Raw genomic sequence first — 12708 nt, 5'->3', positions numbered from 1 at the left:
CCGCTTGATCAAAACACCTCGATAAATTGACCATGTGGCTGAATGAGTCGGCTTTGCTTATAGCTAAATGAGCTGGACGTGTTAAGCAAAAGGTCACAAGTTGCCGAGTACGAGCCTTCCGACAGGAAGGATCAGCATGCTGTATCAGCGACTGTTTGTCCGCTTCCGCACAAACAGCGACGGCAACTTCGCGGCGATCTTTGCCCTCGCCATGGTGCCCTTCGTCATGGTGGGCGGCATGGGTATCGACTACGGCATCAACGTTGCGGTCCGTCAGAAGGCGCAGAACGCGGTCGACGCTACGGTCCTGACCCTCGCGAAGCTCTCGACCACCGTGAGCGATCAGGACCTGCAGGCGAAGGCGGACACGCAGGTCAAAGCGCTGCTGTCCGATGGACGGTTGCGAGACGCGGTCGTCACGGCCAAGCGGGACGGCGACACCATCCGGGTCGAGATCGTGGGGAACACCCGGACTCCGATCACGAGCATCGCGGGCTTCAGGCAGCTGCCGATCGACGTCACCGCGGTGGCGCGCCGCGGCAGCGGCAACCTCGAGGTCGCGCTGGTGCTCGACAACACCGGTTCGATGAAGGGGACGAAGCTCGCGAACCTCAAGAGCGCGGCGACCTCCCTCGCGGAATCGATGTTCAAGGAGGTCGATCCGGCCAAGCCAAACTCGCTCAAGATGGCGGTGGTGCCGTTCTCGATGACCGTCAACATCGGCGCGGGCTACGCCAACGCCTCCTTTATGGACGTCGACGCCAAGTCGTCGATCCACAAGGAGATCTTCGCGGTGAAGGATGCGACCGCAAATCGCTTCTCGCTGTTCGGGAAGATGAAGGTCGCCTGGGCCGGCTGCGTCGAGACCCGACCGACGCCCTATGACGTCCAGGAGCAGCCGCCGACGGTCGCGACACCCGATACCTTGTACGTTCCCATGTTCGCGCCGGATGAGAGCGACAACGACGGGAGCGCAATCAACGACTACATGTTGGACTATCCGACCGGCACTCGCAGCCAGAGCTCGAACGATCGGACGCGCCAGGGACAGGTTGCGAAGTACGGCTCCAACAAGATCCTCCCTGCCGCATCGTCGACCCAGTCCGGAACGGGGTACCACTACGGCCCGAATTCCGGCTGCGAGCTCCAGCCCCTAACGCGGCTGACGACCACAAAGGCGACGATCACAGACGCGATCACCGCCATGACCGTCTTGGGCGATACGAACATCGCCACCGGCCTCATGTGGGGCTGGCACGTTCTCTCGCCGAACGCGCCGTTCTCTGACGGAGCTCTCTATACCGACGAGAAGACCCGCAAGTATGTGGTCCTGATGACCGACGGTCAGAATCAGAGCGCTCCGTCCAATTCGGACAACCAGTCCTACTATTCCGGGATCGGGTTCATCTGGAACAACCGCATCGGGACGACATCGTACGACAACGCGACACGCACGAAGTACATGGATGCACGGACCGCGCAGTTGTGCACGAACATGAAGAGCGCGGGCATCCAGATCTTCACGGTACGCGTCGAGGTCACGGACGGCACAAGCGACATGCTGCGCAACTGCGCCACCACGCCGGACATGTTCTACGACGTAAAGAACTCGAGTGCGCTGAACGACGTTTTCGCGTCGATCGGCTCCCAAATCAATGAGCTGCGGATCGCGAAATGACGGATCGATGTCCGACAGACCGGGCACGCCGTCCGACGCCCTGTACGAAGCGTCTCCTCCGCAATTGGGTGCCGGATGCACGCGGCTCGGCCGCCGTCGAGTTCGCGATGCTCGGCCTTCCGTTCTTCGCGATCCTGGGTGTGGTGTTCCAGGCCGGCCTCCACATCCTGACGCAGCAATCCCTCGACGATGCCGTCGACCGAGCAGCGCGGACGCTCTTCACCGGTGAGTTCCAGACGGGGGCGGACGGCACGCCGGCGGCGGACCGGATGCGAAGCCAGATGTGCCGGAGCCTCTGGTTCGTCGGCTGCTCGGACCTGAAGCTCGACGTGACCAGTTCCGCCACCTTTGCATCCGCGACCCAGGCGCAGCCGTACGACGACAAGGCGAAGAACTGGAATACGGCGTTTGGGAAGACGTTCACGTGCCCGACCGGCGACGCCGTCGTCAGCATCACCGCGGCCGTGCCGGCCCCCCTCTACTTCTCGCTCCTCATGCCGTCGGGCCAAGCGATGCCGGGCGGCAGGCAGCTCCTGATCTCGACCGCGATCTTCCGGTCGGAGCCCTATCCTGCGGGAAGCTGCTGATGCGCTGCCTGGTGTGGCGCTTCGGGCGCTCCGATGCCGGTGCCGGTGCCGTCGAGTTCGCTCTGATCGCCCCGATCATGATCCTGGTGATGTTCGCGTCCATCGAGATCCCGCGCGCCGTCATGACGGGTCAGCGGCTCGCACGGTCCGCGCGGACGATGGCGGACCTGATCAGCCGTCAGAACCTCGGATCGCTCGACGATGTCTATGCCGCGGGATCCGCGGTCACGAGGCCTTACGACACCTCCGGCATGGGCGTGGTCCTGTCCGCGATCGGCGTCTATGCGAACGGGACGTCCTTCGTCTCTAAGGTCTGCTCCAGCAAGGCGCAGAACGCGACACCGCGCGATGTGAACTCGACGATAGGCCCGGCACCTGCCGCAAGCCAGGAAGCGAAGGCGCGCTACGTGATGGCCGAGGTGACCTACGCCTACAAGCCGTTGTTCAACATCCTGCCGGCCCTGAAGAACTACGCCTTCAGCTACACGATCACTTGGCCGATCCGGAAGGGGACCACGTACAACGGCAAGCCCGAGGTCGTGCTGCCGGACGGGAAGCCATGTGCCTGAAACTATTCAAGCGCGGCCTGCTCGACCGCATCTTATGTCGGCTGCTGGCCGATTGCCGTCTGTCCGCTTCCGGCGTTGAAGCCGGAGAAGCGGACTTGTTGCGGAGCACTTTCAGAGTCAACAGCCACGCCTCCCGCCAGTAGGCTACGAAAGCGTACGCCAAGGTCATAGTGTTGGTGGCGAAACGCTGGCAGTTTAGTCAGGCCACGGATCTGGCACGCGCTTAGCCTCAACGCGCCACATCAGTCGCGAAGGCGGCACCCTTCTGTGCCTCTAAAGCGGCCAAGCGCTCGACCAGCGCTCGCTTAATCATGGTGTAGGCATCTCCGCCCAACGCGATCCGCCTCGGTCCAGGGTCTATTTCCACGCTGTCGATGATGATCTGAACCATCTTGCCAGGATCGCCCTTCGCGATGGCGTCGGGATTCGAGAGCATCGCACGCATCGCGCCGATCGACGTGTTCCGGTACGCGTCGACGTCCGCGCCCAACAGCGTTCCGGCCGTCGTCCGGAACGCGGTGCGTGCGGCACCGGGCTCGACAATCGTGACGCCGATGCCGAGGGGTGCAACCTCGGCCGCAACCGAGTCGAAGAAACCCTCCAGACCCCACTTGCTTGCATGATAGAGGGAGGCGCCCGGATGGGTAGCCTGGCCGCCGTAAGACGACATGGCGATCAGGCGTCCGCCGCCCTGTCTGCGCAGGTGCGGAAGGGCTGCCCTGACCACGTGGATCGGCCCGATCAGATTGGTATCAATCTGCCGCGCGATCTGCTCGTCGCTCAGACCTTCGACCGCTCCAAACTGGCCGTAACCGGCGTTGTTCACGACAACATCGATCCGTCCGAGATGGTGGAATGCGCGGTTCACCACGTCCGCTACTGCCGCTGTGTCCGTCAGATCGAGCTGTGCGGTCCAGAAGCTCGTGCCGTACTTAGCTTTCAGGTCAGCGATATCGTCCGGACGGCGCGCCGTACCTGCCACACGCTCACCGCGTCCGAGCAGTTGCTCCGCCATCTCGCGACCGAAGCCGCTGTTCACACCTGTGATGAACCACGTCCGAACCATCTTCGCCTCCAGCTTGTCCCGGCACGAGCTAGTCCGCATCATTGCCCAGAATAAGCGGGGCAATTCCGCATGCCTTGGTGGCGTTTGGCCATGAATGATCTGCCGACCTTGACCGAACTGAAGGTGCTTGCCGCGATCGCGACGCACAGGAGCTTTCGGAAGGCTGCCGACGAGTTGGAGTTGGCGCCCTCGACCCTGAGCCACATGATGAGCGGCCTGGAGGCGCGGCTTGGTACGCGTCTGCTGAACCGGACCACCCGCAGCGTCTCGCCGACACAGGCTGGTGAGCGCTTGGTCGAGCGCCTGCGGCCCATCCTTCAGGATCTCTACGGAGCACTGGCCGAAGTCGATGCGTCGCGAGATCATCCCAGAGGGACACTTCGGATCACGGCATCCGAGACCGTCTCCCTGCTCCTGCTGCGGACCGTCATCCCGGTCTTCCTCAGCCGCTTCCCCGAGATGGCGGTCGACCTCGTGGCCGAGCCTGCCTTCGTGGACATCGTCGCGGAAGGCTTCGACGCGGGCTTCAGGCTTGGCGAAGAGGTCCCGCGCGATATGGTTGGGGTGCGGTTCGGAGGGGCCTCGCGCATGCTCGCGGTCTCATCGCCGTCCTATCTCGAAGGACGGGATCTGCCGCGCACGCCAGACGATCTATCGGCTCACCACTGCATTCGGACCCGGACGCCGAACGGCCGATCCTGCAAGTGGGAGTTCGAGCGTCACGGCCAAGTCGTAGTCATCGACGTTCCAGGGGCACTCATCCTCAATCGCGCGGAGTTGATGACCGAAGCCGCGATCCGCGGTCTGGGTATCGCGTTCGTTCCTGAACTGGTGGCCCGACATCATCTTGAAGCCGGCGTGCTCACGTCTCTTCTCGAAGACTGGTGCCCGCCTTACCCTGGCGTGTTCCTCTACTACCCGGGGCACAGACATGTCCCCGCCGGTCTTCGTGCCTTCATCGACGTCCTCAAAGCCTATCCTGAAGGAAGCGTGAGCGTGGGCGCGCCCAGGCCATTATCGGCCTAAGTGCGCCGGCTAGGGAGCTTGAAGGAAGCTCGGCCCGTGGTGGCCTTTTGGCTGCGAAGCACCAGCAACCCAAGGAGGCATGGCTGCCCTGTCGGGCCCCGTCTGACAGTTGAGTCCGTCGCGCCTGCAGCACAGAGGATGAGGCCGGTCCTGTCCATCCATTCGATATGCTACTGACAACGATCGAAACTATGCGTTTCCTTCGGCTACCTCGCGAGTGCAACCTATTCGGCGTGCTTGAGGGCGGTGTCCGCGGCACCGCCGCAGAGTCGCTTTGCGAGAGCCGAGAGCATCATGGTCGAGCCTGGATCCATCCCTCCCGCCGGCCCAGGTCGGGTTCGTTCGCGGTTTGTGGCTCACGCTCGCCTTGCACCGCTCGCGTTGGTGATGGGCGGCTGTGTGGAGGTCGAGGCGCAGCGTGGGGTCATCGCACCGCAGCCGAACGCGGCCTTCACGGCCATGTACGGGGCTCGCCCCGACGAGCGCTTCGCCCTGCCGGCCACAGACATCGCCGATGTTGATCCGCGGTACTTTCGGCAGGAGGTCGCCTACCTGCGTTCCGAGCCACCGGGCACCCTCGTGGTCGATCCGGGCAACAAGTTCCTCTACCTTGTCCGCGAGAACGGACGAGCGCTGCGCTACGGCGTCGGCGTCGGTCGGGCCGGGCTTGCCTGGAGTGGATCGGCACGTGTGGGGCGCAAAGCCGAGTGGCCGCGCTGGACACCGACCGCCGACATGATCGCCCGCGAGCCGGAGCGGAACGCACCCTGGCGCAACGGCATGGCCGGCGGCCTCGGCAATCCGCTCGGACCCCGCGCCCTCTACCTCTTCGACGGCCCACGCGACACGCTCTACCGTATCCACGGCACGACCGAGCCGCGGACCATCGGTACGAACGTCTCCTCCGGCTGCATCCGGATGTTCAATCAGGACATCATCGATCTCTACGGTCGCGTTCCGGTCGAGACGCGCGTCGTCGTGCTGCCGGCAGGCGAACATGTCGAGCCTCCGGAGGTGCTCAGCACCGCCTCGGCACCTATGGCGCGGGCGGATGAACCTCTCTTGGCGCAGGTGTCCGGAGCGGCGCCGGGTCGATATTGACGGGCAGTGGGACCGGCGAGGACCGGCCCCGCGCGAAGAACGCGCGTGAAGAGGGGATGAGCGGAACGATGCGGTACCCGGATCTGGAGCTCGACCTGTTGCGGGCCTTCGTTGCGGTGGCCGAGACCGGCAGCTTCACGGCCGCCGCCGATGTGGTGCACCGCTCGCAATCGGCTGTGAGCCAGAAGGTTCTCCGGCTGGAGGAGATCCTGGGGCGGCGCGTCTTCGACCGGACCAGCCGGACGCTCGGCCTGACCCCGGATGGCGAGCGCCTGCTCGTCGCGGCGCGCCAGATGTTGGAGTTCAACGACCGGATCATGCGTACGTGGCGCGAGCCGGCTGCGAGCGGCACCTTGCGTCTCGGCGTGTCCGAGGACTTCATCCCCGGCCAACTGCCGAAGCTGCTCGCGCGGTTCAGCCGGCTCTATCCCGACCTGCACATCGATCTGAAGACCGGTCTGAGCTGCAGTCTCCTGGAGGCTTATGACGGGGACCGCTTGGACGCGGTGATCGCCAAGCGGAGCGGCAGCAACTCCCGGGGACGTGTCATCTGGCGCGAACCGCTCGTCTGGCTGGCATCCGCCGACTACCAGTTGGACTTCACACGGCCCGCTCGGCTGGTGATGCTGGCACCACCCTGCAGCTACCGTGAGATGATGATCGCCGCCCTCGATACCGTCAGGCGGGAATGGGTCGCCGCCTGTACCGCCAGCAGCCTGATGGGCGTGCAGGCCGCGGTGGCGGGCGGGCTGGGGGTCACGCTGCTCGGCCGCTCCTTCGTGCAGGAGGGCATGCAGATCCTGCGGGCTCCGGAACTCTGGCCGGCCCTTCCCATGACCGAGGTGACGGTTCTGGGCGAGGATCGCGCGCCCGACCTTGTGGAGCCGCTGATCGCCTTCTTAAGCCAGAGCCTAGCCGGCCATGACGCGCTGACCCTTGCGGCCTGAGTGGCCGGCGACCGCTCAACACGTCGGCGTGTCGCGCGCCATGACGGTTTCCGGCGAGGCCGGAGCTGCAGAAATCAGGAATTCAGACAATGTCTCAACAGATCCACCTTATCGCCCGCTTGGCACCCCGGGAGGGACGCGAGGCAGCACTGGTGCAGGCTGTCGCGGCGATCGTGCCCGCAGTGCTCAAGGAGCCACGGCTGCCTCGTCTACACCGCCCACGACAGCCGCGAGCGGCCCGGCACGATCGTGATGTACGAAGTCTGGGAGAGTCAGGCCGCACTCGACGTCCACGCTGCCGGGCCCAACTTCGGCGCCCTCGCAGCCCGCTTCGGCGAGCTCCTCGACGAACCGCTCGCCATCGAGCATCTGCGCAAGATCGACTGATCGGCCAGGACGGAACTGGCCAAACACTCTTTCATGACCCTGAGCGAACACCCGGTCGCGTATCGGGTGAAGCCGCTCGGCCGCACACCCGAAGCGCCGGCTATAGCCTCGGCGACGGGACCGCTCCGGCACCCGGTCGGCGCCGGAGGATCGCGTGGACAGGCCGACGGCGCGCGGGCCTCGCTCAGGCCCACCCTTCCAGGACGATCTTGCCCTTGGCGCGCCCGCTTTCGATCAGGGCGTGCGCGCGGCGCAGGTTGGCAGCCGAGATCGTGCCGAAGCTCTCCGCAAAGGTGCTCTTCAGCGTGCCGGCATCCACGAGCCGCGCAACCTCGTCGAGGAGCTGGCCCTGGCCGGCCATGTCGGCGGTGGCGAACATCGAGCGAGTGAACATGAACTCCCAGTGCGTGGAGACGCTCTTGCGCTTGAACGGCAGGACGTCGAGGCTGTCCGGATCGTCGATCAGCGCGAAGCGGCCCTGCGGCGCGATCAGCTCGACGATCTGGCCGAGATGCCGGTCGGTGCTGGTGGTCGAGAAGACGAAGCCCGGCTTACCGAGTCCAAGCGCGGCGACCTCGGCAGCGAGCGGCTTCGCGTGATCGACCACGTGATGCGCGCCGAGCGCGCGGCTCCAGGCCACCGTCTCGGGCCGCGAAGCGGTGGTGATCACGGTGAGGTCGGTCAGCTGCCGGGCGAGCTGCGTCGCGATTGAGCCGACGCCGCCCGCGCCGCCGACGATCAGAATCGCGTGTGCCGCGCCGGCACCGCTTTTCGCAGATCGAGACGATCAAACAGCGCCTCCCAAGCAGTGATCGCGGTCAGAGGCATCGCGGCCGCCTCGGCGAGCGAGAGCGAGGCGGGCTTGTGCCCGACGATGCGCTCGTCGATGCAGTGGAATTCTGCGTTCGTGCCCGACCGCGTGATGTCGCCGGCATAGAACACCGCATCCCCGGGCCGGAACAGGCTTGCTTCCGAACCCACCGCCTCGGCGATGCCGACGGCGTCATAACCGAGGATGTGCGGCTGTCCTTCGGCCGGCGTGACACGGGCGCGGACCTTCGTGTCGACCGGGTTGACCGAAACGGCTTGGACTCGGACGAGGAGGTCACGCGGACCCGGAACCGGCACCGGCAGGTCGAGGTCGACCAGCGCCTCGTCGTTCGCGATGGGTAGGGACTTGTAGAAGCCGACGGCCTTCATGGGGGTACTCCTTCTGGTTTGAAAAGGATCAGGGACGCCGCGCACTTGCAGCGATGCCCAGGATGATCGCGCCTGCGCCCAGGATCAGGTCGACGCTCGGTTCCTCGTTCAGGGCCGCGACCGAGAGCGCGAGCCCGGTGACCGGCACGGCCAGCATCAGGGTCGAGGTCGTGCTCGCTGGCAGCCGGGCACTGGCGGCATTGACGGCGCAGAAGCAGAAGGCGGTCGCAACCGGGCCGACGAAGGCGAGGCAAGCCCAGAACACGCCTGTGCCGTCTCCGGTGAACGGCCCCTCAGCCATATAGGCCAAGGGCGCCAGCACGGCGGCGGCGAGCAGCATCTGCCAGGGCGCGAGCTGGATCGCCGACGACGGCGTTCGGCCGTAGCGCAGATGCAGGATGCACACGGCCCAGGCCGCCGAAGCCGCGATGAGCAAGCCGTTGGCGCCAACAACCCGACTGTCCTGCCAGTCGATGGCGTGCGGATTGAGCAGGACGAGGACGGCGATCCCGGCCAGGGCGATACCAACCCACTGCCGCCGGCTGATCTTCTCCTGGAACAGCACGACCGCGACCGGGAGCACCCAGATCGGCGTCGTATAACTCAAGATCGCCGACCGGCCGGCAGGCAGGTGCGTCATGGCGATTGCGCCCAGAGCCGTGAACAACATCATCTGCAGCAGGCCGATCGAGGCGACGACAGGCAGGTCCGCGCGCCGCGGCAGCCGCAACTCCCGGCGCATCACCTGCCATGCAAACAGGCAGGCTGCCCCGACCGCGAAGCGCGACGCGGAGAACCACAGGGGCGAGATGTGACCGAGCCCGATCTTCATCACCGGCCAGTTGGCGCCCCAGAGGAGGATCGCGCCGCCGAGCAGGATTGCGGAACCCAGTCGCTCTCGTAGATTGCGCACAGGCGAGCGAGCGGGGCCGACCGCAAAGCTGGCCCGCGTGGCCCCCACGCGGACGAAAGCATCGGAGTGAGCATTGCGCGCGAGAACTATCGCTGAGGCGGGCATGACTGGCCTCGTCTGAAGGGACATTGAGACTTGTTCGCGCTCGGGCGGAATATCGCCCTGGCGACTGCTCCGAAATCGTCGAAGCAGCGGCAGCATGAGGCTGAACTAGCAATCCGATAAGCGCATAGTTCAGATGGCTCAGATCAGAATTTCTGCTGGATCGACCGCCCAGTTGGCTTCAGAGTAGTCCAACCATCCTGTCGTGGATCAAGCGAGGCTATCGGCGGCAGACTGGCCTCGGGCTTAGTGAGCCTGATCCATGACCGCTTTTGAGAAGAAACGCCGATGCTCTGAATGCCCGGGATGGGCGCACAGCCGAACGTCCGATTTTGCGCTCATACGCTTCGGCGCGACGTAGTCTGGCCGAAAGCCGCCGGTCCGGTTTGGAGAAGCTGTGCGTTCAAAGCGGACAAATTACATACAAATGAAGCTCGTCTGAGATGTCCGTCGACGCCATTTCCCGAAGCGATCGATCGGCGCGAGGATTATCTTACCGCTGTTCGAACCGTTCCTGCGTTCGAAGTCCGTCTCAAGCGGACCTCTCATACTCTAAGAAAACCCAAAGCTATCCGCGATCCCATTTGATCCAGCAGTGGCTCCCACTCAGCAGCCGCGGAACAAGGCAATGCCGAACGCCGTGAATTTCAACGGCAGATGACAGTGACTGATGGGATCGGTGATCCGGAAGCGAATGGACGCCACATCCAGGAAGCCGTCGCCCACCTGCCCGACGAACTCTCCGATCTCGAAGGCGACTTCGTAGAGACCGGCGGCGAGCCGTGCGCGCACGATCGGATGCGCGAGCGTCCCGTCGGCGCCTAACGTGCCCTCCGCGATCACCGTCCGTCGATCCCCAGCAGTCAGAACGCGCACGCGTAGGCCTTCGGCCGGCCGGCCGGTTGCAGCATCGACCGCATGGATGGACAGGCCCGTCATGCCTTGGTGCCCTCCCAGAGCATTGGCCAGGGATGGGCCGCTTCGTAGGTCGCCGCAACCGAGACGAGAGTTTCGTCACCACCCCACGGAGCCACGAGCTGGAACCCGATCGGCAGCCCTGCACCGGAAGGGCGGCACGGAATGGAGATCCCGGGGCAACCTGAGGCGTTGACGAAGCCCGTGAAGGTCGCCGAGCCCCGGGGACCCACCGGCACGCCGGCGATGCGGTTCGGGTGGGTCTCCTGCGCCGACCAAGGCAGCGCGGCGGCCGTGGGGGTCATCAGGAGGTCGTGGCCAGCGAACAGCGCGGCGAGGTCCTGCCGCAGAGCCAGCGCCATCCGCTGCACGTCAAACAGGTCGTTCGCCGACAGCTTCGCGCCGGCTTCGGCAAGGACGCGGATATCGGGACCCAGCGCGTCGAGCCGGTCCGGATGCGCGCGCATCAGCCACGCGATGCCGGCCTGACCGAGGATCGGCCAGGCCTCCGTGATGGCTGTCGCCGCGTCGAAACGGCCGATCTCGACCCGGTGCCCCAGGCCGACCAGCCGCCCCGCCGCCTCGGCGACGCTGTCGGCGATCTCGGAATCGACCGGGGCGGTTCCGAAAGCCGGGACATAGAGGATCCGCAGCGGGCGTTCCGGTACAGCAGCGGCGCCGAACGGGCGGAAGCCAGTCTGTAGAACGGCGTCCGGATCGGCGGCTCCCAGGATCCGCATCGCCGCGGCGAGGTCGTCGACCGTGCGCGCCATCGGCCCGACCACTTCGAGGTCGAGCATGATCGGCGGCAGGCCGCCCTGGCGCGGCACCCGACCAGCGGTGGGCTTCAGGCCGACGAGGCCGGTATGGGAGGCGGGCCGGCGGATCGAGCCGCCTGCATCCGTTCCGATTGCCAGCGGCCCGATCCCGGCCGACACCGCCGCGACGGCGCCGCCGCTGGAGCCCCCCGGCGTCAACGCCGGATCCCACGGGTTGCAGGTGACGCCGAAGACCGGGTTGCCGGTATAGCCCTGGACGGTCAGCTCCGGGACGTTGGTCTTGGCCAGGATCACCGCTCCGGCCGCGCGCAGGCGGAGGATCGGCGTTTCGTCCTCGTCGGCCATTCGCCCCGCGTAGAGCCGGCTACCCCAGCACGTCTCGAAACCGGCGACGTTCAGGCAGTCCTTGATGGTCACCGGCACGCCGTCGAGGGGCTCAGCGGTGCGCCCGATCGCCAGCGTGCCTCGCTCGCCACGGCGGCCCGCTCCGCCCCGTCGGGGTCGACGGCAATGAGGGCGTTGAGGGTCGGATTGACGACCTCGGCGCGCTCCAGGCAGGACCGCGCGGCCGCGACGGGGCTCGCCGTCCCGTCTGCGTAACGGCGGCACAGCGCGGCCGCCGAGAGGGTCCAGAGCGGGTCCATATCGTCCGTCCGATCGGTCCGGGTCATGTCTCTGCCTCGCGATGCGCGATCCACCGGGCAAGCGGGCCGGTCAGACCGGTGGCGGGTTTCGCGGGCGGGCGGGCGAAGCGCCCGGCCGTGGGCGGGCGTGTCCCGAGCCGCACCAGCGCCTGCGCCGGCCCAGAGCCGACGCCAGCGGATCGATCAGCGGGACCGGCACCGCGTCGCGCAGGGCGGTGGCCAAACCGGCAAGCGGCGCCCCTGCCAGGATCACCGTATCGGCTCCGTCCGCGACCGCGCGCTCGGCCAGGGCGAGGATCTCCGGCCGCAGCTCGTCCTGAACCTCGGTCACGGCCTGGAACGGCCGGCGCACCGCGTAGAGGCCGACGCAGCGCGCCGACAGCCCCGCCAGCGCCACGGCATCCTCGTACCAGGGCAGCAGCGCGGGCGAGAACGTGACGATCGCGAACCGTGCCCCGAGCTGGCATGCGGTCAGCATCGCCGCCTCGGCCATGCCGACCACCGGCAGGTCGAACAGTTCCCGCGCCGCGATCAGCCCGGGATCGCCGTAGGCCGCGATTACCGCGGCGTCGTGGCCGGCATGATGCGCGGCCAGCGTCTCCAGCACGGCAGCGCCGGCGAGCTGGGCCTCGGCGCGGCTCGCGATGTAGGGCAAGCCGGTCGCCGCGGTGAGCGCGGTGATCTGCACGTCTGGGGCGAGGGCTGCCTGCGCGGCCTGGGCCATGCGCGCGGTCATCGCCGCCGAGGTGTTGGGGTTGAGAAGCAGGATCCGCATGGGTCCTCGGAACGCGTCT

12 protein-coding genes and 2 pseudogenes are annotated in these 12708 nt (G+C 66.4%); 7 read left to right on the top strand and 7 right to left on the bottom strand.

All coding sequences use genetic code 11. The features are described 5' to 3' along the window. Positions 1–136 precede the first annotated feature (136 nt). The 3 genes from M6G65_RS21480 to M6G65_RS21470 all read left to right on the top strand — a co-directional run bounded on the left by M6G65_RS21480 (position 137) and on the right by M6G65_RS21470 (position 2834). Positions 137–1678 carry a TadE/TadG family type IV pilus assembly protein gene (locus tag M6G65_RS21480; protein ID WP_238196203.1) on the top strand — a complete coding sequence of 514 codons (1542 nt, stop codon included), beginning with the start codon at positions 137–139 and terminating at the stop codon, positions 1676–1678. Positions 1679–1746: 68 nt separating this feature from the next. After that, positions 1747–2265, top strand: coding sequence for a TadE family protein (locus M6G65_RS21475; RefSeq protein WP_238196204.1), 519 nt, complete (start codon positions 1747–1749; stop codon positions 2263–2265). After that, positions 2265–2834, top strand: a complete 570-nt coding sequence (locus M6G65_RS21470; protein WP_238196205.1) for a TadE/TadG family type IV pilus assembly protein — start codon at positions 2265–2267, stop codon at positions 2832–2834. Before M6G65_RS21475 ends, M6G65_RS21470 begins: the two co-directional genes overlap by 1 nt. Positions 2835–3063: 229 nt before the next feature. Here the strand turns inward: M6G65_RS21470 and M6G65_RS21465 are convergent, their stop codons facing one another. Next, positions 3064–3900: an SDR family oxidoreductase gene (locus M6G65_RS21465; protein ID WP_238196206.1), complete on the bottom strand. Its 837-nt coding sequence runs from the start codon at positions 3898–3900 to the stop codon at positions 3064–3066. Positions 3901–3990: 90 nt separating this feature from the next. On the opposite strand from M6G65_RS21465, the gene M6G65_RS21460 reads away from it, so the two are divergent. The 4 genes from M6G65_RS21460 (at position 3991) to M6G65_RS21445 (ending at position 7361) form a co-directional block, all read left to right on the top strand. Beyond that, entirely contained in the window at positions 3991–4926 is a 936-nt protein-coding gene (locus tag M6G65_RS21460; protein ID WP_238196207.1) for a LysR family transcriptional regulator, read from the top strand. A 294-nt stretch (positions 4927–5220) separates the two neighbouring features. Continuing rightward, complete coding sequence (locus M6G65_RS21455; RefSeq protein WP_250102859.1) at positions 5221–6027, top strand: L,D-transpeptidase; 807 nt, start codon at positions 5221–5223, stop codon at positions 6025–6027. 68 nt (positions 6028–6095) lie between these two features. Beyond that, complete coding sequence (locus M6G65_RS21450; protein WP_238196209.1) at positions 6096–6974, top strand: LysR substrate-binding domain-containing protein; 879 nt, start codon at positions 6096–6098, stop codon at positions 6972–6974. Beyond that, the gene (locus M6G65_RS21445; protein WP_250102858.1) at positions 6975–7361 is read left to right on the top strand and encodes a putative quinol monooxygenase; all 387 of its coding nucleotides are present in this window, start codon (positions 6975–6977) and stop codon (positions 7359–7361) included. A gap of 184 nt (positions 7362–7545) precedes the next feature. On the opposite strand, the pseudogene M6G65_RS21440 reads toward M6G65_RS21445, so the two are convergent. The 6 genes and pseudogenes from M6G65_RS21440 to M6G65_RS21415 form a co-directional block, all read right to left on the bottom strand. Continuing rightward, positions 7546–8561: pseudogene (locus M6G65_RS21440) on the bottom strand (zinc-binding alcohol dehydrogenase family protein). 28 nt (positions 8562–8589) lie between these two features. Next, the gene (locus M6G65_RS21435; RefSeq protein WP_238196323.1) at positions 8590–9393 is read right to left on the bottom strand and encodes a DMT family transporter; all 804 of its coding nucleotides are present in this window, start codon (positions 9391–9393) and stop codon (positions 8590–8592) included. A 789-nt stretch (positions 9394–10182) separates the two neighbouring features. After that, positions 10183–10515, bottom strand: a complete 333-nt coding sequence (locus M6G65_RS21430; RefSeq protein ID WP_238196212.1) for a hydroxyisourate hydrolase — start codon at positions 10513–10515, stop codon at positions 10183–10185. Next, positions 10512–11687 (bottom strand): amidase, encoded by a 1176-nt coding sequence (locus M6G65_RS21425; protein ID WP_250102857.1) that lies wholly within the window; start codon positions 11685–11687, stop codon positions 10512–10514. The genes M6G65_RS21430 and M6G65_RS21425 overlap by 4 nt, the downstream gene beginning before the upstream one ends. After that, the gene (locus tag M6G65_RS21420) at positions 11684–11941 is read right to left on the bottom strand and encodes a hypothetical protein (protein ID WP_250102856.1); all 258 of its coding nucleotides are present in this window, start codon (positions 11939–11941) and stop codon (positions 11684–11686) included. The genes M6G65_RS21425 and M6G65_RS21420 overlap by 4 nt, the downstream gene beginning before the upstream one ends. Next, positions 11938–12689: pseudogene (locus tag M6G65_RS21415) on the bottom strand (aspartate/glutamate racemase family protein). Before M6G65_RS21415 ends, M6G65_RS21420 begins: the two are co-directional and overlap by 4 nt. Positions 12690–12708: the final 19 nt, after the last annotated feature.

This window comes from Methylobacterium tardum (assembly GCF_023546765.1).
Lineage (GTDB): Bacteria > Pseudomonadota > Alphaproteobacteria > Rhizobiales > Beijerinckiaceae > Methylobacterium > Methylobacterium tardum.
The sequence above is the reverse complement of the archived record's forward strand: the minus strand, read 5'-3'. Positions and strand labels throughout refer to the sequence as shown.